Origin of the sequence: Streptomyces lavendofoliae (assembly GCF_014649735.1) — a bacterium.
Taxonomy (GTDB): domain Bacteria; phylum Actinomycetota; class Actinomycetes; order Streptomycetales; family Streptomycetaceae; genus Streptomyces; species Streptomyces lavendofoliae.
On record NZ_BMTP01000002.1, the window covers coordinates 489,909 to 511,542 of the forward strand.

Consider the following 21,634-nt stretch of genomic DNA (forward strand, 5'->3'; position numbering starts at 1 on the left):
TCGTGAGCCGGGAGCCGGCAACCGGCCCGCTCCCCCGTACGTCCAACGAGCACAGCATCGTCATGGAGAACCGGGGGGAACATGCGCGCATCTCGGCACAGGCTCGCGGCCGTACTGCTCACCGTCTCGCTCGCGCTCGCCGGGTGCGGCGCGGCGGACGAAGGCCCGGGCGGCGGGGACGAGAGGGCCGCCGCCGGCCGGCCGGACGCCGGGTACGCGGCGGACGGGCCGGCGGCGGAGGGACCCGCGCCGGACCGGCCCGCGCCGGGCGCCAAGGCCGGTCCGGGGGCCACGGCGGCGCCCCGGACGGGGCAGCAGCAGCACGTGATCCGTACGGCGTCCCTGTCCGTGGAGGTCGAGGACGCCACGGACGCGCTGGCGACGGCCCGTGCGGTCACGGAGGCCACGGGGGGCCATGTCGCCGACGAGACGACCGAGCGCGTCGACGACGACCACGTGACCTCGCAGATCGTGCTGCGGGTGCCGCAGGCCGCGTACGACGCGACGCTGCGCGAGCTGGCGGGCGCCGGGAAACTGCTCTCGCGCAAGGCGCAGGCCAAGGACGTCACCGACCAGGTGGTCGACGTGGAGAGCCGGATCGCCACCCAGCGGGCGAGCGTCGCCCGGGTGCGGGAGCTGATGGACGAGGCGACGAAGCTGAGCGACGTGGTGGCTCTGGAGGGGCAGTTGAGCAGCCGGCAGGCGGACCTGGAGTCGCTGCTGGCCCAGCGGGCGGCACTGCGGGACCGTACGACGATGGCGACGATCACGCTGCGCCTCAGCGAGCGGGAGGAGCCCGCCGGGGAACGGGACGACGGCCCGGGGTTCCGGGACGCGCTGAGCGGCGGCTGGAACGCGCTGGTGACGACGGGGAAGTGGGCCGGGATCGTGCTGCTGGCGGTGGCGCCGTGGGCGGGGGTGCTCCTGGTGGGGTACGCCGGGTGGCGGTGGCTCGTCCGGCGGCGGCCGGTGCGGCCGGGACCGGCGGAACGGCCGGATGCGGAGGGCTCCTCGTCGTAGCGTGTTCCGCATGGGACAGCTGGGACGAGAACGACTGTTGATCATCGGTGGGGACGCGGCCGGGATGTCCGCCGCGTCCCAGGCGCGCCGGCTGAAGGGCCCGGACGAGCTGGAGATCGTCGCGTTCGAGCGGGGGAACTTCACCTCGTACTCGGCGTGCGGGATCCCCTACTGGGTCGGCGGCGACGTCGACGGGCCGGACCGGCTCATCGCCCGTACCCCGCGCGAGCACCGGGAGCGCGGCGTCGACCTGCGGCTGCGGACGGAGGTGACCGGGCTCGACGTGGACCGGGGCCGGGTGCGCGTACGGGATCTGGAGTCGGGCGCCGGCTCGTGGGAGGGCTACGACAGGCTGGTGATCGCGACCGGCGCCCGGCCGGTGCGCCCGCCGCTGCCGGGGGTCGACGCGGCGGGCGTGCACGGGGTGCAGACGCTGGACGACGGACAGGCCCTGCTGGACACACTGACCGGGCTGAACGGCACGCCGGGGCGGCGCGCGGTGGTGGTGGGCGCCGGGTACATCGGGGTCGAGATGGCGGAGGCGCTGCTCGCCCGGGGATACGAGGTGACCGTCCTCCACCGGGGTGAGCAGCCGATGTCCACGCTGGACCCGGACATGGGACGCCTGGTGCGGGAGGCGATGGACGGCCTCGGCATCACCACGGTCGGCGGCGCGGAGGTCACCAAGTTCCTTACCGGCGACGACGGGCGGGTACGGGCGGTGGCGACCGAGGACGCCGAGTACCCGGCGGACGTCGTCGTGCTGGGCATGGGCGTGGCACCGGAGACGACGCTGGCGCGGGAGGCCGGGCTGCCGCTCGGCTCGTACGGCGGTCTGCTCACCGACCTGTCGATGCGGGTGCGCGGCCGGGACGAGATCTGGGCGGGCGGCGACTGCGTCGAGGTGCTGGACCTGGTCTCGGGCCGTGAGCGGCACATACCGCTGGGCACCCACGCCAACAAGCACGGCCAGGTCATCGGTTCCAACGTGGCCGGCGGGTACGGCACGTTCCCGGGCGTCGTCGGGACGGCGGTCAGCAAGGTGTGCTCGCTGGAGATCGCGCGTACCGGGCTGCGGGAGAAGGACGCACAGGCGGTGGGGCTGCGGTTCGTGACGGTGACGGTCGAGTCGACCAGCCGGGCCGGGTACTACCCGGGCGCGGCGCCGATGACGGTCAAGATGCTGGCCGAGCGCCGTACGGGCCGGCTGCTGGGCTGCCAGATCGTGGGCCGCGAGGGCGCGGCGAAGCGGGTGGACATCGCGGCGGTGGCGCTGACGGCCGGGATGACGGTCGAGCAGATCACGGCCCTCGACCTGGGGTACGCCCCGCCGTTCTCCCCGGTCTGGGACCCGGTGCAGGTCGCCGCGCGCAAGGCCGTGGCGGCGGTGCGGAAGGCCGGCGCCTGACGGGACGGAGAGCCAGGGGGCGTTCGGGCGGGGCGGAACTCGGCCGAACGGGACCGAGCGGTACGGGCCGGCGGTGGGCGGGTGATCCGCCCACCGCCGGCCCCGCCGCGGGGCCGTCAGCGGGCGGTGTGCGTGTGGACGTACTCGACCAGGCGGGTCAGGGCGTCCGGGTCGGTGGTCGGCAGGACGCCGTGGCCGAGGTTGAAGACGTGCCCCTCCAGCCCGGCGGCGGCGTCCAGGACCTCGCGGGTCTTGGTCTCGACCGCCTCACGGGTGGAGAAGAGGACGGCCGGGTCGAGGTTGCCCTGGAGGGCCTTGCCGGGGCCGACGCGGCGGGCGGCCTCGTCCAGCGGGACACGCCAGTCGACGCCGACGACGTCGGCGCCGGCCTCGCCCATGAGACCGAGGAGCTCGCCGGTCCCGACGCCGAAGTGGATGCGCGGCACGCCGTACCCCTCGACCGCGCGGAACACCTTCGCGGAGGCGGGCATGACCGAGCGCCGGTAGTCGGCGGGGGCGAGGGCGCCGACCCAGGAGTCGAAGAGCTGGACGGCGGAGGCGCCGGCCTCGATCTGGACCTTCAGGAAGGCGGCGGTGATGTCGGCGAGGCGGTCCAGCAGCTCGGCCCACAGCTCGGGGTCGCCGTACATGAGGGCCTTGGTGTGCTCGTGGTTGCGCGACGGGCCGCCCTCGACGAGGTAGCTCGCCAGGGTGAAGGGCGCGCCGGCGAAGCCGATGAGCGGAGTGGCGCCGAGCTCGCCGGTGAGCATCCCGATGGCCTCGGTGACGTACCGGACGTCGTCGGGCGTGAGGGCGCGCAGCCGGTCGAGGTCCGCGCGGCGGCGGATCGGTTCGGCGACGACGGGGCCGACGCCCGGCTTGATGTCGAGGTCGATGCCGATGGCCTTGAGGGGCACGACGATGTCGCTGAAGAAGATCGCGGCGTCGACCTTGTGCCGCCGCACCGGCTGGAGGGTGATCTCCGTGACCAGCTCGGGCCGCATGCACGACTCCAGCATGGGAATGCCCTCGCGGACCTTCAGGTACTCGGGCAGCGACCGTCCCGCCTGCCGCATGAACCACACCGGCGTGTGCGGCACGGGTTCGCGCCTGCACGCCTTCAGGAACGCGGAGTCGTAGGTCTTCGTCTGCTGGCCCGAAGGGCTGTCAATGGCACTCACGCCCAGAATCTTCGCATGTACGGCCAAGCGGCTGGCGTGGTGCGGGTGTCTCTCCCCGCGCGGGGCGGTCCTTCCGCCTACTCTTCCCCGCATGGCTGCGGCTCAGGGACAGTTCTCCGATCACTCCGACGACGCCGAGGGAACCACCGACAGGGAGGGTACGTCCGTCCCGCCCGCCTTCCGGCTGGCGGTGGACGGGTTGCGCGGGGCGCGGTTGCGGCCGGAGATCGAGGTCGACCCGTCCAAGCCCCCGCGGCGGCTCGCGCCGTACGCGTACGCCCTGGAGGCGGCGGTCGTCGAGGACGACGAGGACCTGGCGGACGGCCGCCTGGTGCTGCTGCACGACCCGGCCGGTCACGAGGCATGGCAGGGCACCTTCCGGCTGGTGACGCTGGTGCGCGCGGAACTGGAGCCGGAGATGGCGGCCGACCCGCTGCTGCCCGAGGTGTCGTGGTCGTGGCTGACGGGCGCGCTGGAAGCGCGGGGCCTGCCGTTCGAAGAGGCTTCGGGCACCGTCACCCGTGCGGGGTCTCACTACTTCGGTGGACTCGCGGACCGCCGGCCGGCGACGCAGATCGAGATCCGGGCGTCGTGGACGCCGCGCGAGGGCCGGGGCGGGGTGCCCGACACGGCGGCGCACCTGGCGGCGTGGTGCGACCTGCTGTGCCAGATCGCGGGCCTTCCGCCGTCCGCCCCCGGGCCGCTGGACGCGGGCTCGGCGGCCGTGGTGTCCCTCCCCCAGCGGCGGGGCCCGCAGCACCCTTAGGACCCGTCGCCCCAGGGGCCGCCCGGTGTGGGCCCGGCCCGACGGGTGGCCCGCGCCGGGCCTTCCCGCGCCCGTTCGCGCGCCGTTCGGGGCCGCTTTCGCCGGGGGTGGCCGGCGTGAGGGTGACGGGGGCCGGAGCGGGGGTGACCGGAGTGTCGCCCCCGTCGCTTCGCTCCTCCGCTTACCAGCGCCCCCGCCCCCTCCGCCGCGGGCCCCGGGCACCCGCTCCGCCGGTGGCGGCCGAGGGCCCGGCGGCGTCCCGTAGGCTGCACGCTTCACGCCCGCCGGCAGGCCGCCGTTCGCGTTGTCTCGGCGCCCGGGGGCGCGTCTCCGGCGGACGGGTGAGCGCCCCGCGCGGGACGGGGCGCTCGTAGGATGATCGATCGCCCGTCCGAATTGCCCTAATTGTTACTCACTAAATCGTGATCTTCCCCTAAAGGCGGGCGCCGGGGCTGCCGAAGAGGTCTGTGACCCTTCAAACACGGTTCGCCCGGCTTCTTCCCCGAGCCGGCTGTGTCCCGCACCTTCCCAGGAGGCCTGGTGTCCGTTCTCCTCGAGCAGCCCGCAAGCCTGGTCGCCTACCGCCCGAACAAGCCGACGGCCATGGTCGTCGTGGCCGACCCGCGCGTCCGCTCCACCGTCACCCGCCACCTGTGGGCCCTCGGAGTGCGTGACGTCATCGAGGCGTCGTCCATCGCGGAGGCTCGTCCCCGCGTCGGCAGCCCGCGCGACATCTGCGTTGCCGACGTCCACCTGCCCGATGGCTCCGGGCTCACCCTGCTGTCCGAGACCCGTGCCGCCGGCTGGCCCAACGGGCTCGCCCTTTCGGCGGCCGACGACATCGGCGCCGTACGCAACGCCCTCGCCGGGGGCGTCAAGGGCTACGTCGTCACCGGTACCCGCACCAACATCGGCCACCCGACCCGTCCCGGCGCCGCCCCCATCGGCGCCGCGGCCGCGCGGCTCGGCCACCGCCGCCCCCCGGGTGCCCCGAGCCACCCGGGCGGCTACCGGGAGCTCTCCGGCCGCGAGGTCGAGGTGCTCCGGCTGGTCGCCGAAGGCCAGTCCAACAAGGCCATCGGCGTGTCGATGGGCCTGTCCGCACTGACCGTCAAGAGCCACCTGGCCCGCATCGCCCGCAAGCTCGGCACGGGCGACCGGGCCGGGATGGTCGCCGTGGCCCTTCGTACGGGAATCATCCACTGACCGGTTCACCCCACCCACGCGCCCGTCGACGGAACGTTCCGTCGGCGGGCGCCTGCCGTTCACAGATACCCTTGACAGGTGACCGACGCCCAAGAGACCGCAGCAGAGACAGCACTGCGCACCACCGGGGGCGCCCCTCCGGACGACGGCGTCGCGGACGGCGTGGCCGACGAGACGCCGATCCCCTTGCTGGAGCCCCGCGAGGGCATCCCGCCCGTGGTGGCCGACGAGCATGCCCTCGCCGAGGTGATCGCCGCGTTCGCGCGCGGCACCGGCCCCGTCGCCGTCGACGCCGAGCGCGCGTCCGGATACCGCTACGGCCAGCGGGCCTACCTCGTGCAGCTGCGGCGCGAGGGCGCGGGCAGCGCGCTGATCGACCCGGTCGGCTGTCCCGACCTGTCCGCACTCGGCGAGGGGCTCGCCGGTGCCGAGTGGATCCTGCACGCCGCCACTCAGGACCTCCCGTGCCTGCGGGAAATAGGCATGGTGCCCACCCGGCTGTTCGACACCGAGCTGGCCGGCCGCCTCGCGGGGTTCCCGCGCGTCGGCCTCGGCGCGATGGTGGAGTCGGTGCTCGGGTACGCCCTGGAGAAGGGCCACTCGGCGGTGGACTGGTCCACCCGTCCGCTGCCCGAGCCCTGGCTCCGGTACGCCGCGCTGGACGTCGAGCTGCTGGTGGACCTGCGGGACGCGCTGGAGAAGGAGCTGGACCGGCAGGGCAAGCTGGAGTGGGCGCACCAGGAGTTCGACGCGATCGCGTCCGCCCCGCCGCCCCCGCCCCGCAAGGACCCGTGGCGCCGGACGTCCGGCATGCACAAGGTCCGCCGTCGCCGCCAGATGGCGGTCGTACGGGAGCTGTGGACGGCCCGCGACCGGATCGCCCAGCGGCGTGACGTGTCACCCGGCAAGGTGCTCAGCGACGCCGCCATCGTCGAGGCCGCCCTCGCCCTGCCGCCCGACGTGCAGGCCCTGACCGCGCTGCCCGGGTTCGGGCACCGCATGGGCCGTCGCCAGCTGGAGCAGTGGCAGGCGGCGGTGGACCGGGCCAAGGCGCTGCCGGACGCCGAGCTGCCGCAGCCGGGCCAGGCGGTGCAGGGGCCGCCCCCGCCCCGCGCCTGGGCGGACAAGGACCCGGCCGCCGCGGCGCGCCTGTCGGCCGCCCGGTCGGCCGTCTCGGCGCTCGCGGAGTCGCTGAACCTGCCCCCGGAGAACCTGATCACGCCGGACACGGTGCGCCGGGTCTGCTGGGAGCCGCCCGCCGAGGTGTCGGCCGATTCGGTCGCGGGCGCGCTCGCCGGGCACGGAGCACGGCGGTGGCAGATCGAGCAGGTCACGCCGGTGCTGGTGGGAGCGCTGACGGCGGCGAGGGCCTGATCCCGTCCCCGGAAGCCCCCGGCCGTCCACGGCCGGGGGCTCCGCCGTCCCGGACGAGGACGCGACGCCGTCAGCAGGGACGGTCGCGCGCCGCGCCACGGCACCGTGTCCGCCGGTGTGACCTTCACCGCTCCGGGCGGGGGGACTGTGCAGTCTGGTTACCCGCAAGTAGCATGGGCCGTGCAAGCGCGCGCTTAGCCGCGTGCCCGCAGCAGTGCCATCCCGCACCCTGGAGGAGAGCCATCGTGCCTCGTACCGTCAGGGACGTCGTCTTCGTCGACGGCGTCCGCACCCCGTTCGGCAAGGCGGGCCCGAAGGGCATCTACCACGAGACCCGCGCCGACGATCTCGTCGTGAAGGCCATCCGGGAGCTGCTGCGCCGCAACCCCGGTCTGGACCCGGCGCGGATCGACGAGGTCGCCATCGCCGCGACCACGCAGATCGGTGACCAGGGCCTGACCCTCGGCCGCACCGCCGGCATCCTGGCGGGCCTGCCGCAGTCGGTGCCCGGTTACTCCATCGACCGCATGTGCGCGGGCGCCCTGACCGCCGTCACCTCGGTCGCCGGTTCCATCGCCTTCGGCGCGTACGACGCCGTCATCGCCGGTGGCGTCGAGCACATGGGCCGCCACCCCATGGGCGAGGGCGTCGACCCGAACCCGCGGTTCGTCAGCGAGAAGCTGGTCGACGAGTCCGCCCTGTTCATGGGGATGACCGCCGAGAACCTGCACGACCGCTACCCGCACATCACCAAGCAGCGCGCCGACGAGTACGCCGTGCGCTCCCAGGAGAAGGCCGCCAAGGCGTACGCCAACGGCAAGATCCAGGCCGACCTGGTGCCGATCTCGGTGCGCCGCACCAACGCCGAGGCCGGCGAGACCGGCTGGGGCCTGGTCACCGCCGACGAGCCGATGCGCCCGGGCACGACCCTGGAGTCGCTGGCGAACCTGAAGACGCCGTTCCGCGTCCACGGCAACGTCACCGCCGGCAACGCCGCGGGCCTCAACGACGGCGCCACCGCGTCGATCATCGCGTCCGAGGACTTCGCCCGCGAGAACGGCCTGCCGGTCAAGATGCGCCTCGTCTCGTACGCCTTCGCCGGCGTCGAGCCGGAGGTCATGGGCTACGGCCCGATCCCGGCGACCGAGAAGGCCCTGGCCAAGGCCGGTCTCTCGATCGAGGACATCAACCTCTTCGAGATCAACGAGGCCTTCGCCGTCCAGGTGCTGGCCTTCCTCGACCACTACGGCATCGCCGACGACGACGCGCGCGTCAACCAGTACGGCGGCGCCATCGCCTTCGGCCACCCGCTCGCCTCCTCCGGCGTACGTCTGATGACGCAGCTGGCGCGGCAGTTCGAGGAGCAGCCGGAGGTCCGTTACGGCCTCACCACCATGTGCGTCGGCTTCGGCATGGGCGCCACGGTCATCTGGGAAAACCCCCACTGGGAGGGCAAGTGAGCACCACCGCTGAGCTTCTGAAGGGTGCGGCCGAGCTGTTCCCGGACGAGGTCGTCACCACCGCCCACGTACGGCACTTCGACCTGCCGTTCGGGGCGGGCCGGTTCGCGCTGATCACGCTGGACAACGGCTTCGACCACACCAAGCCGACCACCTTCGGGCCGCAGTCGCTGGCGAACCTCAACACCGCCATCGACCAGGTGGAGAAGGAGGCGGCCGAGGGCACGATCGTCGGTGCCGGCATCACCGGCAAGCCCTTCATCTTCGCCGTCGGCGCCGACCTCAAGGGCGTGGAGCTGCTGAAGCGCCACGAGGACGCGCTCGCCATCGGCAAGGGCGGCCACGACGTCTTCAAGCGGCTGTCGTCGCTGGGCGTGCCGACGTTCGCGTACTACAACGGCGCGGCGATGGGCGGCGGTGTCGAGGTCGGTCTGCACTGCACCTACCGCACCGTGTCGGCGGCTCTGCCGGCGTTCTCGCTGCCCGAGGTCTTCCTCGGCCTGGTCCCCGGCTGGGGCGGTTGCACCGTCCTGCCGAACCTGATCGGCGCCGACCGCGCGGTCTCGGTGATCATCGAGAACTCGCTCAACCAGAACAAGCAGCTCAAGGGCGCGCAGGTCTACGAGCTCGGGATCGCCGACGCGATCTTCGAGGGCGCCGACTTCCTGGAGCAGTCGCTGCTGTGGACGGCGTCCGTCCTCAAGGGCGAGATCGTGGTGGAGCGCGCCGAGGTCGACCGCGGCGAGGGCTGGGACGCGGCGGTGGCCCGCGGCCGGTCCGTCGCGGACTCCAAGGTGCACGGCGCGGCCCCGGCCGCGTACCGCGCCCTGGACATCATCGAGGCGGCCAAGGACGGCGACCTCCAGAAGGGCTTCGACGCCGAGGACACCGCGCTGGCCGACCTCATCATGGGCGGCGAGCTGCGCTCCGGCATCTACGCCTTCAACCTGGTGCAGAAGCGGGCCAAGCGCCCGGCCGGCGCGCCGGACAAGAGCCTGGCCCGCCCGGTCACCAAGGTGGGCGTCGTCGGCGCCGGTCTGATGGCCTCGCAGCTGGCGCTGCTGTTCCTGCGCCGCCTGGAGGTGCCGGTCGTCCTGACGGACATCGACCAGGAGCGCGTCGACAAGGGCGTGGGCTACGTCCACGGCGAGATCGACAAGCTGCTCGGCAAGGGCCGCATCAACCAGGACAAGGCCAACCGCCTCAAGGGCCTGGTCTCGGGCGTCCTGGACAAGGCCGAGGGCTTCGCGGACGCGGACTTCATCATCGAGGCCGTGTTCGAGGAGATGTCGGTCAAGCAGAAGGTGTTCGCGGAGGTCGAGGCGGTCGCCCCGGCGCACGCGATCCTCGCCACCAACACCTCCTCGCTTTCGGTGTCGGAGATGGCCTCGAAGCTCCAGCACCCGGAGCGGGTCGTCGGTTTCCACTTCTTCAACCCGGTCGCGATCCTCCCGCTGCTGGAGATCGTCCGCGGTGAGCGGACCGACGACGCGTCGCTGGCGACCGCGTTCGGTGTCGCGAAGAAGCTGAAGAAGACGGCCGTCCTGACGAAGGACGCCCCGGCGTTCGTCGTGAACCGCATCCTCACCCGCTTCATGGGCGAGATCCAGAACGTCATCGACGAGGGCACCCCGGTCGAGACCGCGGAGAAGGCCATCGAGCCGCTCGGTCTGCCGATGTCGCCGCTGGTGCTCCTGGAGCTGGTCGGCCCGGCGATCGGTCTGCACGTCTCCGAGACCCTGAACCGCGCCTTCCCCGACCGCTTCACGGTCTCCCCGAACCTCGCCGCCGTCGTCAAGGCCGGCAAGCGCGGCTTCTACGTCTACTCCGCCGAGAACGGGTTCAAGCCCGAGCTGGACCCCGAGGTCGCGGCACTGCTGAAGCAGGGCGACGTCGTCCTGACCGAGCAGCAGGTGCGGGACCGCGTCCTGGACGCGGTGGCGCAGGAGATCGGCCTGATGCTGGACGAGGGCGTCGTCGCCGAGGCCCAGGACATCGACCTGTGCCTCATCACGGGCGCCGGCTGGCCCTTCCACCTGGGCGGCATCACGCCGTACCTGGACCGCGAGGGTGTGTCGGAGCGCGTGAACGGCAAGCGTTTCCTGGCGCAGGGCGTGGCGAGCGTCCCGGCGTGACGCGTCGCCGAACAGCCTGACGGACGGGCCGCGGGGAACCTCCCCCGCGGCCCGTCCGCCGTTTCCGGGCCCGGGCGGGGCCGAAACGGCTCCCAGCCGTCGTACCCCCGGCCCCCCACCCGCGTCAGGGGGGACCGGGAACGGTCACCGCCCCGGGAGGAACCGCCGCGAAGGCACCGCCCGGAGGGCGGAGGGCGGGGCGCAGGCGCCGGGGGCGTCAGGCGTCGGCTTCGGCGAGGGCGGCGAGGAGGGCTTCGCCGTACTTGGCGAGCTTGTTCTCGCCCACGCCGCTCACGCCGCCCAGTTCCGCGAGGGTCGCGGGCGGCGCCGCGGCGATCTCGCGGAGCGTGGCGTCGTGGAAGATGACGTACGCGGGGACGCCCTGCTCCTTGGCGGTCGCCGCGCGCCAGGCGCGGAGCCGCTCGAAGAGGGGCAGCGCCTCCTCGGGCAGGTCGGCCACCACGGCGGCGCGCTTGGCGGAGCGGCCGGATCCGGCCGTCCGCGCGGGGCGCTCCGGTTCGCTGCGCAGCAGGACCTCGCGCCGGCCGCCCAGGACGTCGGCGGAGGTGTCGGTGAGCACGAGCGTGCCGTAGTCGCCCTCGACCGCGAGCAGGCCCTGGGCGAGCATCTGGCGCACGACGCCGCGCCACTGGGACTCGTTCAGCTCGGTGCCGATCCCGAAGACGCTCAGGGCGTCGTGGTCGAACTGGATGACCTTCGCCGTCTTGCGGCCGAGCAGGATGTCGATGATCTGGCCCGCGCCGAACTTCTGGTTCCGTTCCCGCTTCAGCCGGACGATCGTCGACAGCAGCTTCTGCGCGGCGATCGTGCCGTCCCACGACGTCGGCGGCGACAGGCACGTGTCGCAGTTGCCGCACGCGGCCGACTCCTGCCCGAAGTACGCCAGCAGCCGCACCCTGCGGCACTCGACCGTCTCGCACAGCGCGAGCATGGCGTCGAGGTGCGCGGCGAGGCGGCGGCGGTGCTCGGCGTCGCCCTCCGAGCCGTCGATCATCTTGCGTTGCTGGACGACGTCCTGGAGCCCGTACGCCAGCCACGCCGTGGACGGCAGGCCGTCCCGCCCGGCGCGGCCGGTCTCCTGGTAGTAGCCCTCCACGGACTTCGGCAGGTCGAGGTGGGCGACGAAGCGCACGTCGGGCTTGTCGATGCCCATGCCGAAGGCGATCGTCGCGACGACGACCAGCCCGTCCTCGCGGAGGAACCGGGACTGGTTCCGGGCGCGGGTCCCCGCGTCGAGGCCCGCGTGGTACGGCACGGCGTCGATGCCGTTCTCCACCAGGAACGCCGCCGTCTTCTCGACGGACGCCCGCGAGAGGCAGTACACGATGCCCGCGTCGCCGGGGTGCTCGCCACGGATCAGCTCCAGCAGTTGCCGCTTGGGCTCGTTCTTGGGGGCGATGCGGTACTGGATGTTGGGGCGGTCGAAGCTGGCGACGAAGTGCCGGGCGTCGCCGAGGTTCAGCCGGCCGGCGATCTCGGCGTGCGTGGCGCGGGTGGCGGTCGCCGTCAGGGCGATGCGCGGCACGTCCGGCCACTGCTCGTGCAGCGTGGACAGCTGGAGGTAGTCGGGCCGGAAGTCGTGGCCCCACTGGGCGACGCAGTGCGCCTCGTCGATGGCGAACAGCGAGATGGTGCCGCGCCGCAGCAGGTGCAGCGTGGACTCGACCCGCAGCCGCTCGGGCGCCAGGTACAGCAGGTCCAGCTCACCGGCGGCGAACTCGGCCTCCACCAGCCGCCTCTCGTCCAGCCCCTGCGTGGAGTTGAGGAACCCGGCGCGCACCCCGAGCGCCCGCAGCGCGTCGACCTGGTCCTGCATGAGGGCGATCAGCGGGGAGACGACGACCCCGACACCCGGGCGCACGAGGGCGGGGATCTGGTAGCACAGCGACTTGCCGCCGCCGGTCGGCATCAGGACCAGGGCGTCGCCGCCGCCCACCACATGGTCGATGATCTCCCGCTGCTCGCCGCGGAAGGAGTCGTAGCCGAAGACCTTGCCCAGCACCCGCAGGGCGTCGTCGGTCTCGTGGTCCGCGGGGGCGTCGCCGGGGGAGCTCATCCGGCGATTCTACGAGTGACCGCCCCCGTCGGCCCAAACGGCGGACGGGGGCGGAAGCGCCGACCGGACGGACGGGACGCGCCCCGGCGGACGGGCGCGCCTCGGCGGGCCCCCCGTCGCCGGCGCGCCCCGCGGTGGCCTCCGTACGCCTCCCACGCGGCGCGCCACGCCCTACGGGGCCTTCGTCCCCAGCGGGCGCCCGCGGCGGCCCAGGCGGCTGTGGGAGCGCCCGTACAGGAAGTACACGACGATGCCGATCAGCATCCAGACGGCGAACCGGAACCACGTCTCGCCCGGCAGGTTGAGCATCAGCCACACCGAGGCGGCGACCGAGAGGATCGGGACGGCCGGCACCCAGGGGGTGCGGAACGCGCGGTGCAGGTCGGGACGGGTGCGGCGCAGGATGATCACGCCGAGGGCGACGACGACGAACGCGAACAGGGTGCCGATGTTCACCAGGGTCGCCAGCTCGTTGATGCTGGTGAAGCCGGCGATGATCGCGATGAGGACGCCGAGGAGGATCGTCGGCCGGTACGGGGTGCGGAACTTGGGGTGCGTGACGGAGAAGAAGCGCGGCAGCAGCCCGTCGCGGCTCATGGCGAAGAACACCCGGGTCTGGCCGAGCAGCAGGATCAGGCAGACGGTGGTGAGGCCGACGGCGGCGCCGAAGCTGATGACGCCCGCGTAGAAGGGGTGCCCGGTGGCCTTGAAGGCGTCCGCCAGCGGGGCGCTCACCGACAGCTTGCTGTAGTGCTGCATGCCGGTGACGACGAGCGAGACGGCGACGTAGAGCACGGTGCAGATCAGGAGGGAGCCGAGGATGCCGCGCGGCATGTCGCGCTGCGGCAGCTTGGTCTCCTCCGCGGCCGTGGCCACCACGTCGAAGCCGATGAAGGCGAAGAAGACGACGGAGGCGGCGGTGAAGATGCCCATGACGCCGAAGTTCGTCGGCTCGTAGCCGAAGATCGTCTGGACCAGTGGCGCGTCCCAGCCGGACGAGGCGGGCGGGTTCACGGCGTCGGGGATGAACGGCGAGTAGTTGTCGCCGACGATGAAGAACAGACCCGCGATGATCACGATCATGACGACGGTGACCTTGATGGCCACGACCAGCGCCGTGATGTTGGCGGACAGCTTCATGCCGAGCACCAGGATCACGGTCAGGACCAGGACCAGCAGGAAGGCCAGGATGTCGAAGGTGCCCCCCGCGACGTCCGGCCCCTGGAGCGCGGCCGGCAGGTGCCAGTCGACGTTGTCCATCAGCGACCGCACGTAGCCCGACCACCCGACGGCGACGACCGCGGTGCCGAGGGCGAACTCCAGGACGAGGTCCCAGCCGATGATCCAGGCCGGCAGCTCGCCGAGGGAGGCGTACGCGAAGGTGTACGCCGACCCGGCCACCGGCACCGTCGAGGCGAACTCGGCGTAGCAGAGGGCGGCCAGCGCGCAGACGATGCCCGCCGTGACGAAGGCCAGCGCGGTGGCCGGCCCGGCGGTCTCCTTGGCCACCTTGCCCGTGAGGACGAAGATGCCCGTGCCGATGATGACGCCGACTCCGAAGACCGTCAGGTCCCAGGCGGACAGCGACTTCCTCAGTGCGTGTTCGGGTTCCTCGGTGTCCTGGATCGATTGCTCGACGCTCTTTGTCCGGAACATCCCGGTGTCGCGTGACTGCTGGCCCATACTCACCGGCGTACCTCCGTAGCCATCGGCCTTCACCGCCCATGATCGAGAGGGGCGCGGGACGGCGCCCGCCCTGGGAGGCCCTTTCACACGAATGGACCGGCCGGAAACCCCTCGGGGTGCTCCGACCGGCCCAATGCGCGGCGTTCCGGACAGGTCAGTCGCGCGCGGCCTCGACCTCGGCCCGCTCGTACCGGCCGTCCAGCTTGGAGACCAGGCCGGTGACCTGGCGGGCGATGTCCGGGGCGGTGAGCCCGATCTCGGCCATGACCTCCTTGCGGGAGGCGTGGTCGAGGAAGCGCGGCGGGATGCCGAAGTCGCGCAGCGGGACGTCGACACCGGCGTCCCGCAGCGCCTGGGCGACCGCGCAGCCGACGCCGCCGACGCGGCCGTTGTCCTCGACGGTCACGACGACGCGGTGGCGGTCGGCGAGCGGCGCCATGGCCTCGTCGACCGGCTTGACCCAGCGGGGGTCGACGACGGTGGTGGAGATGCCCTGCTGGTCGAGCAGGCCGGCGATCTCCAGGCACATGGGCGCGAGCGCGCCGACGGAGACCAGCAGCACGTCCGGCCTGTCGGTGCCGGCCTCGCGCAGCACGTCCATGCCGCCGATCCGTCCCACGGCCTCGACGGCGGGGCCGACCGCGCCCTTGGAGTAGCGCACCACGGTCGGCGCGTCGTCGACCTCCACGGCCTCGCGCAGCTGGGCGCGGACCTGGTCGGCGTCGCGCGGGGCGGCGATCCGCAGGCCGGGGACGACCTGGAGGATCGACATGTCCCACATGCCGTTGTGGGAGGCGCCGTCGGTGCCGGTGATACCGGCCCGGTCGAGGACGAAGGTCACGCCGCACTTGTGCAGGGCGACGTCCATGAGGACCTGGTCGAAGGCGCGGTTGAGGAAGGTGGCGTAGACGGCGAAGACCGGGTGGAGCCCGCCGGTGGCGAGGCCGGCCGCGGAGACGGCGCCGTGCTGCTCGGCGATGCCGACGTCGTACACCCGGTCGGGGAAGGCCTTGGCGAACTTGTCGAGGCCGACCGGCTGGAGCATGGCCGCGGTGATGGCGACGACGTCCTCGCGCTCGTGGCCGAGCTTGACCATCTCGTCGGCGAAGACGCCGGTCCAGTCGGCACCGGAGGTGGAGATCGGCAGGCCGGTGTCGGGGTGGATCTTGCCGACGGCGTGGAAGCGGTCGGCCTCGTCCGCGAGGGCGGGCTGGTAGCCGCGGCCCTTCTCGGTGAGGCAGTGCACGATCACCGGTCCGCCGAACCGCTTGGCCCGGGTCAGCGCGGACTCCAGGGCCTCGATGTCGTGGCCGTCGATGGGGCCGACGTACTTCAGGCCGAGGTCCTCGAACATGCCCTGCGGCGCGATGAAGTCCTTCAGGCCCTTCTTGGCGCCGTGCAGCGTCTCGTACAGCGGCCTGCCCACGACCGGCGTGCGGTCGAGGATCTCCTTCGTACGGGCCAGGAAGCGCTCGTAGCCGTCGGTGGTGCGGAGCGTGGCGAGGTGGTTGGCGAGGCCGCCGATCGTCGGGGCGTAGGAGCGCTCGTTGTCGTTGACGACGATGACGAGCGGGCGGTCCTTGGCCTCGGCGATGTTGTTGAGCGCCTCCCAGGCCATGCCGCCGGTGAGGGCGCCGTCACCGATGACGGCGACGACGTGGTCGTCCCGGTCGAGGACCTCGTTGGCCTTGGCGAGGCCGTCGGCCCAGCCGAGGACGGTGGAGGCGTGGCTGTTCTCGATGACGTCGTGCTCGGACTCGGCGCGCGCCGGGTAGCCGGACAGGCCGCCCTTCATCTTCAGCCGGGAGAAGTCCTGGCGGCCGGTGAGCAGCTTGTGGACGTAGGACTGGTGACCGGTGTCCCAGAGGATCTTGTCCTTGGGGGACTCGAAGACCCGGTGCAGGGCGATGGTCAGCTCGACCACGCCCAGGTTGGGACCGAGGTGGCCGCCGGTCTTGGAGACGGCGTCCACCAGGAAGGACCGGATCTCCGCGGCCAGCTGGTCCAGCTGCTCCGGGGAGAGCCGGTCGAGATCGCGCGGGCCCGTGATACGGGTCAGCAGAGCCACCCGTGCCTCCTTGCGTGTTGAGCTGGTCGAGCTGCCGATTTGGTCGAGTCTAGTGTTCCGCGCCTGGCGGTGGTCATCGGGCGGTGCGTAACGCGTCGCCCCAGTGGCTCGGACGCAGCAATGCCCGGCGCCGGTTGAGGGCGCCGGGCATTGCGGTGGTCACATTCGACCACGGATGTGCTCACACTACGCGCGACCTGCGGTCTTCTGCGTACGGCGGGAGACCGAGTCGATCACGACGGCGGCGAGGAGCACCGCGCCGGTGATCATGTACTGGATCTCGGACGCCATGCCGAGCATGTTCAGGCCCTGCTGGATCGACTGGATCACAATCATGCCGAGCAGCGCGGACCAGACCTTGCCGCGGCCGCCGAAGAGGCTGGTGCCGCCGATGACGGCCGCGGCGATGACGAGCATCAGGGTGTTGCCGCCGCCCAGGCTCTTGGTGGCGCCGCCGGAGAGGCTGGCCACGAAGAGGCCGCCGAAGGCGGCGAGCAGGCCGGAGAGACCGAAGACCAGGATGCGGACCCGGTCGACGTTGATGCCGGCGCGGCGGGCCGCCTCGGCGTTGCCGCCGACCGCGAAGACCTGCCGGCCGAAGGTGGTGCGGCGGGCGACGAAGTCGGCGACGACCAGGACCGCCAGGAAGAGGACCAGCGCGAGCGGCAGCCCGCGGGCGCCGGCGGGCTCGTTGAGGACGTACGCCACGACGAAGCACAGGACGGCGACAAAGCCGGCGCGCAGCACGATCTCGCTGACCGGGCGGGCCGGGAGCGCGGCGGCCTTGCGGCGCTTGCTGTCCAGCAGGAGCGAGCCGGCGTAGGCGAGGACGGCGACCAGGGCGAGGCCGTACGCGGCGGCCTTGTCCTCGAAGTAGTAGCCGGTCAGATGCTCCACGACGCTGCCGGTCGGCGCGTTGATGGAGCCCTCCTGGCCCATGAGCCAGATCTGCAGGCCGCTCCAGCCGAGGAAGCCGGCGAGGGTGACGACGAAGGCCGGCACGCCGATCTTGGCGAAGAAGAAGCCGTGGAGCAGGCCGAGGGCGAGGCCGGACAGGACGGCGATGGCGACGGCCAGCCAGTCGTTCATGCCGTTGCTGACGTTGAGCACCGCCCACACGGCGGCGCCGACGCCGGCGACGGAACCCACCGACAGGTCGATCTCGCCGAGGATGAGCACGAAGACGATGCCGACCGCCATGATGCCGAGGCCGGAGGTGTAGACGGCGATGTTGGCGACGGAGCTGGCGGAGAGGAAGTTGCCGTTCTGCGACTGGAACACGATCGCGATGACGATCAGGCCGATGAACACGGGCAGGGAGCCCAGCTCACCGCCGCGCACCTTGCGGGTGAACTCGGTCCAGTAGCCCTTGAGGCCCTCCTCGCGTACCAGGAGGCGCGGGTCGACGGCCGGGACGGGGGCCGCGGACTGCTCCGCGTCCGGGGCGGGGGTCTTGGTGAGGTCGCTCACTTCGCGTCCTCCTTCGTGGCCGTACGCGCCTGCCGGCGGGTCACGGCGTTGTCCGTGGCGCCGGTGATCGCGGCGATGATCGTTTCGTGGGTGGTGTCCTTGACGTCGAAGACACCGTTGTTACGGCCCAGGCGCAGGACGGCGACCTTGTCGGCGACGGCGCGGACATCGGCCATGTTGTGGCTGATGAGGATGACGCCGTGGCCGCGCTCGCGCAGCCGCTCGACCAGGTCGAGCACCTGGGCGGTCTGCTCGACGCCGAGGGCGGCGGTCGGCTCGTCCAGGATGACGACCTTGGGGTCGCCGATCAGGGCACGGGCGATGGCGACGACCTGGCGCTGACCGCCGGAGAGGGCGGCGACCGGGATGCGGACGCTGGGGATGCGGATGGACAGGGTGTCCAGCAGCTCCTTGGCGCGCTTCTCCATCGCGATCTCGTCGAGGACGGAGAGGCTCTTCAGCTCGCTGCCCAGGAAGAGGTTGGCGACGACGTCGAGGTTGTCGCAGAGGGCCAGGTCCTGGTAGACGGTCGCGACCCCGAGGTCCTGGGCGTCGTTCGGCCGCTGGATCTTGACCTCGTCGCCCTCCCACTCGATGGCGCCTTCATCGATGGGGTGGACCCCCGAGATGGTCTTGACGAGCGTCGACTTGCCGGCGCCGTTGTCGCCGACCAGGGCGACGACCTCACCGGCGTGGATCTCCAGGTCTACGTCGGTGAGCGCTTGGACGGCGCCGAACCGCTTGGAGACTCCGCGCAACGCCAACACGGGCGTAGCGAACACGTGAATCATCTCCTTCGCCGCCTGTCCGGCGGGGATGGTGGTACGTGGAGCGTGAAGGGGAACCGGCCCGGCCGGCCCGGTGCGGGCCGCCCGCCGGGTCCGTGACGTCCGTGGCGGACGCCCGTCCGTCCGCCTGTCCGCCCGGTCGTCCGTCCGCCCGTCCGCACTTCCGTGGTGGACGGCGTGCGCCGTGGCACGGCGGGCGGGGCGGTTCGGGGTGCGCGGTTGCGGGCGTGCGGGTCGGGCCGTGGGGCGCGGGGCGCCCCTGGACGGGCCGGGTGCGGCGGCCGTTGCCGGCCGGGGGTCCGGGTGGTGAGTCCGGCGCCCGCCCGCGCTTGCGGGGCGTGGAGGGGCGGGCGCCGGACCGGTACGGGAGGGCCGGACGGCTACTTGATGCCGGCGGCGGCGCAGGCGGCCTGGTACTCGGCCGTGCAGATGTCCGCGGCCTTGTAGACCTTGTCCGCGATGATCGTGGAGGCGATGTTCTCCTTGGTCACGATCTGCGCGTCGTACAGCTTGGCCGGGATGTCCTTGAACTCGCCGGTGAGGCTGGTGACCTTGGTCGGGGTCAGGGAGGCGATGTCCTCGCCCTTGAGGAGCTTGACCGCGATCTCGGCGGTGGTCTCGGCCTCCGGCTTGATCTGCTTGTAGATCGTGAAGGCCTGCTCACCCGACAGGATGCGCTGGAGACCCGCGAGCTCGGCGTCCTGGCCGCCGACCGGGACCTTGACGCCCTGCTTCTTGAGGGCGGTGATGATGCCGCCGGCCATGCCGTCGTTAGCGGAGTAGACGCCCTGGAAGCCGTTCTTGCCCAGGGAGTCGATGGCGGCACCCATCTTCTTGTTGGCCTCGTCCGGCGACCAGTCCGGGATGTCCTGTTCGTAGACGACCTTCTTCACGCCGGTGTCCAGGACGCTGTGGGCGCCCTTCTTGAACAGCGGGGCGTTGGGGTCGGTCGGCGAGCCGTTGATCATGACAACGTTGCTCTCCTTGGCCTTGGCGCCCAGCGCCTTGACCAGGCCCTCGCCCTGGAGGCGGCCGATCTTCTCGTTGTCGTAGCTGACGTAGGCGGAGATCGGGCCCTCGGCGAGGCGGTCGTACGCGACCACCTTGACGCCCTTCTTCTCCGCCTGCTGCACCCAGGACTTGGTGGCCTTGTAGTCGACCGCGTCCAGGATGATCACCTTGACGCCCTGCGTGACCAGAGCGTCGAACTGCTTCTTCTGGGTCTCGGTGTCCTGCGCGGCGTTGTTGTACTTGACCTCGCAGTCGCCGCACAGTTCCTCGATCTTCGCCTCGATGATCGGGCGGTCGAACGTCTCGTAGCGGGTCGTCTTGTTCTCCGGCAGCAGCAGGCCGATGGTCTTGCTGTCGCCTCCGCCGCCGGCGGTGTCACCGTCGCCCGCCTTGCCACAAGCGGCGAGGGAAGCGGCCATCGATACCGCCGCCGTGCCTATGACGATGCGTCGCGTCATTGCGTTCATGTGGGTTGCCTCCCTGACGAGGCCGCGACGTTGCGGCCGAGGTGGCGTGAAGTCAACTCGGCCGCAACGTCGTCGTCAAGGAGTAAATTGACAACGAGATGACAACGGTGCCATCCGTTATCTAAGTGAACGCAGGAGTGACCGGAGCCAGCGCGTTCTCAAGCAGGGTCGAATCACCCATTTCGCTCAGTGCGAGCGCGAGGGCGCCGAGCACCTCGGCACGGCCGCCCAGGGCTCCCGGAGCGACCGAGAGCTGGCGGGCGGCGCTGGGGATGGCGTAGCGGGAGACCGAGTCGCGGATGGGCCCCAGCACCAGCTCCCCGGCCTCCGCCAGGTCGCCGCCCAGGACGACGCGGCTGGGGTTGAGGAGATTGCACAGGTTGGCCACGCCGCTGCCGATGTGCCGGCCGACGTCCCCGATCACCCGGCGGCAGCCGGGATCGCCCTCCCGCGCCAGCTGGACGACCCGCTCCATGGTGAGGTCCGCCCCGTGGCTTGGCTGGAGCAGCGGCAGGACGTAGCGGGCGGCGGTGAACGTCTCCAGGCAGCCCCGGTTGCCGCAGCGGCAGACGGGGCCGGACTCGTCGAGGGTGATGTGCCCGATCTCGCCGGCGGTGCCGCCCGGGCCCCGGTAGATCTGCCCGTCGATCACCAGCCCGGCGCCCACACCGCTGGCCACCTTGATGTACGCCAGGTCCTTGACCCCGCGCCCGCCGCCCCAGACCAGCTCGCCGAGCGCGCCGAGGTTGGCGTCGTTGTCGACGTACACCGGGACGCCGAGGCGGCTGGACAGCTCCCGGCTGGGGTTGATGCCGGTCCAGCCCGGCAGGATCGCGGTGGAGCCGAGGGTCCCGGAGGAGACGTCGATGGGGCCGGGGACGCCGAGCCCCACACCGATCACCTTGTCCTGGCCGATCCCGGTGGCCGCGATCAGCCGCTTGACCAGCGATTCCGCCCGGTCGAAGCCCTCCTCGGAGGAGGCGTCGACATCGAGCGGCTCCGACTCCTCGGCGAGCACCTGGTGGGCCAGGTTGCCGACGGCGACACGCAGGTGGGTGTGGCCGAAGTCGACCCCGATGACGATGCCGGCGTCGCCGCTGAGCGAGACGCTGCGGGCCCGGCGGCCACCGGCCGACGTGGGGGTCACCTCGACGGTGCCGCCGTCCTTCAGCTCACGGACGATGTTGGAGACCGTGGCGGCGGACAGGCCGGTGGTCCTGGCGATCTCCGCCTGGGTGAGCGACCCCGCCATGCGCACCGCGCGCACGACCCGCTCGAGATTGGCCCGATGCAGAGATGTCTGCGACCCCGGAGTCTCCATCGACTCACTCACTCCTGCCGTTTTCTCCAACATGTGAACTCTAAGCTGAGCCTTTTGGGTTGGCGTCCGTCAAGACCTTGAGCGTTGTCGGCCTCCGATGAGCGAATAAGATGCGGAGAAATCGGATATTTGCCCCCAGCCATAGGGAAACGGCCCGTCAGGAGCGTGCGCTCCATCGACGGGCCGTTTCGTTTCG

Annotated in this window: 15 protein-coding genes; 7 read left to right on the forward strand and 8 right to left on the reverse strand. The window is 72.0% G+C overall.

Going from position 1 to position 21,634, the window contains the following annotated elements:
- The first annotated feature begins 81 nt into the window (after positions 1 to 81).
- Positions 82 to 1,020 carry a DUF4349 domain-containing protein gene (locus tag IE109_RS05105; protein ID WP_189549474.1) on the forward strand — a complete coding sequence of 313 codons (939 nt, stop codon included), beginning with the start codon at positions 82 to 84 and terminating at the stop codon, positions 1,018 to 1,020.
- Positions 1,021 to 1,030: 10 nt separating this feature from the next.
- A complete protein-coding gene (locus tag IE109_RS05110) occupies positions 1,031 to 2,428 on the forward strand; it encodes an FAD-dependent oxidoreductase (protein WP_189549476.1) in 1,398 nt (465 codons plus the stop codon).
- A gap of 116 nt (positions 2,429 to 2,544) precedes the next feature.
- Here IE109_RS05110 and hemE read toward each other — a convergent pair whose 3' ends face one another.
- Complete coding sequence (hemE, locus tag IE109_RS05115; RefSeq protein WP_189549478.1) at positions 2,545 to 3,609, reverse strand: uroporphyrinogen decarboxylase; 1,065 nt, start codon at positions 3,607 to 3,609, stop codon at positions 2,545 to 2,547.
- Positions 3,610 to 3,700: 91 nt separating this feature from the next.
- Here hemE and IE109_RS05120 point away from each other — a divergent pair, with 91 nt between their 5' ends.
- The 5 genes from IE109_RS05120 to IE109_RS05140 all read left to right on the forward strand — a co-directional run bounded on the left by IE109_RS05120 (position 3,701) and on the right by IE109_RS05140 (position 10,550).
- Positions 3,701 to 4,375, forward strand: coding sequence for a DUF3000 domain-containing protein (locus IE109_RS05120; protein WP_189549479.1), 675 nt, complete (start codon positions 3,701 to 3,703; stop codon positions 4,373 to 4,375).
- Between the two features lie 540 nt (positions 4,376 to 4,915).
- Positions 4,916 to 5,581: a response regulator transcription factor gene (locus tag IE109_RS05125; protein ID WP_064068756.1), complete on the forward strand. Its 666-nt coding sequence runs from the start codon at positions 4,916 to 4,918 to the stop codon at positions 5,579 to 5,581.
- Positions 5,582 to 5,659: 78 nt separating this feature from the next.
- Positions 5,660 to 6,955, forward strand: coding sequence for an HRDC domain-containing protein (locus tag IE109_RS05130; protein WP_189549481.1), 1,296 nt, complete (start codon positions 5,660 to 5,662; stop codon positions 6,953 to 6,955).
- A 245-nt stretch (positions 6,956 to 7,200) separates the two neighbouring features.
- Complete coding sequence (locus tag IE109_RS05135) at positions 7,201 to 8,415, forward strand: thiolase family protein (protein WP_189549483.1); 1,215 nt, start codon at positions 7,201 to 7,203, stop codon at positions 8,413 to 8,415.
- On the forward strand, positions 8,412 to 10,550 hold the full coding sequence (locus tag IE109_RS05140; RefSeq protein WP_189549485.1) for a 3-hydroxyacyl-CoA dehydrogenase NAD-binding domain-containing protein: 2,139 nt from the start codon (positions 8,412 to 8,414) through the stop codon (positions 10,548 to 10,550). Before IE109_RS05135 ends, IE109_RS05140 begins: the two co-directional genes overlap by 4 nt.
- A gap of 217 nt (positions 10,551 to 10,767) precedes the next feature.
- Here IE109_RS05140 and recQ read toward each other — a convergent pair whose 3' ends face one another.
- The 7 genes from recQ to IE109_RS05175 all read right to left on the reverse strand — a co-directional run bounded on the left by recQ (position 10,768) and on the right by IE109_RS05175 (position 21,438).
- Positions 10,768 to 12,627, reverse strand: a complete 1,860-nt coding sequence (gene recQ, locus IE109_RS05145; RefSeq protein WP_189549487.1) for a DNA helicase RecQ — start codon at positions 12,625 to 12,627, stop codon at positions 10,768 to 10,770.
- Positions 12,628 to 12,798: 171 nt separating this feature from the next.
- A complete protein-coding gene (locus tag IE109_RS05150) occupies positions 12,799 to 14,283 on the reverse strand; it encodes an amino acid permease (RefSeq protein ID WP_189549622.1) in 1,485 nt (494 codons plus the stop codon).
- A 184-nt stretch (positions 14,284 to 14,467) separates the two neighbouring features.
- Positions 14,468 to 16,381, reverse strand: a complete 1,914-nt coding sequence (gene dxs / locus IE109_RS05155; protein ID WP_189549489.1) for a 1-deoxy-D-xylulose-5-phosphate synthase — start codon at positions 16,379 to 16,381, stop codon at positions 14,468 to 14,470.
- A gap of 186 nt (positions 16,382 to 16,567) precedes the next feature.
- A complete protein-coding gene (locus IE109_RS05160; RefSeq protein ID WP_189549491.1) occupies positions 16,568 to 17,851 on the reverse strand; it encodes a sugar ABC transporter permease in 1,284 nt (427 codons plus the stop codon).
- A complete protein-coding gene (locus IE109_RS05165) occupies positions 17,848 to 18,642 on the reverse strand; it encodes an ATP-binding cassette domain-containing protein (protein ID WP_189549493.1) in 795 nt (264 codons plus the stop codon). Before IE109_RS05165 ends, IE109_RS05160 begins: the two co-directional genes overlap by 4 nt.
- Positions 18,643 to 19,019: 377 nt before the next feature.
- Positions 19,020 to 20,117: a substrate-binding domain-containing protein gene (locus tag IE109_RS05170; protein WP_373297629.1), complete on the reverse strand. Its 1,098-nt coding sequence runs from the start codon at positions 20,115 to 20,117 to the stop codon at positions 19,020 to 19,022.
- Positions 20,118 to 20,238: 121 nt separating this feature from the next.
- On the reverse strand, positions 20,239 to 21,438 hold the full coding sequence (locus IE109_RS05175; RefSeq protein WP_189549495.1) for an ROK family transcriptional regulator: 1,200 nt from the start codon (positions 21,436 to 21,438) through the stop codon (positions 20,239 to 20,241).
- Between the last annotated feature and the right edge of the window lie 196 nt (positions 21,439 to 21,634).

What these genes read in the sequence shown, in the direction of transcription:
- IE109_RS05105 (WP_189549474.1), top strand. Translation starts at nt 82, where the DNA reads ATGCGCGCATCTCGGCACAGGCTCGCGGCCGTACTGCTCACCGTCTCG.
- IE109_RS05110 (WP_189549476.1), top strand. Translation starts at nt 1,031, where the DNA reads ATGGGACAGCTGGGACGAGAACGACTGTTGATCATCGGTGGGGACGCG.
- IE109_RS05120 (WP_189549479.1), top strand. Translation starts at nt 3,701, where the DNA reads ATGGCTGCGGCTCAGGGACAGTTCTCCGATCACTCCGACGACGCCGAG.
- recQ (WP_189549487.1), bottom strand. Translation starts at nt 12,627, where the DNA reads ATGAGCTCCCCCGGCGACGCCCCCGCGGACCACGAGACCGACGACGCC.
- IE109_RS05150 (WP_189549622.1), bottom strand. Translation starts at nt 14,283, where the DNA reads ATGTTCCGGACAAAGAGCGTCGAGCAATCGATCCAGGACACCGAGGAA.
- IE109_RS05165 (WP_189549493.1), bottom strand. Translation starts at nt 18,642, where the DNA reads ATGATTCACGTGTTCGCTACGCCCGTGTTGGCGTTGCGCGGAGTCTCC.
- IE109_RS05170 (WP_373297629.1), bottom strand. Translation starts at nt 20,117, where the DNA reads ATGAACGCAATGACGCGACGCATCGTCATAGGCACGGCGGCGGTATCG.
- IE109_RS05175 (WP_189549495.1), bottom strand. Translation starts at nt 21,438, where the DNA reads ATGGAGACTCCGGGGTCGCAGACATCTCTGCATCGGGCCAATCTCGAG.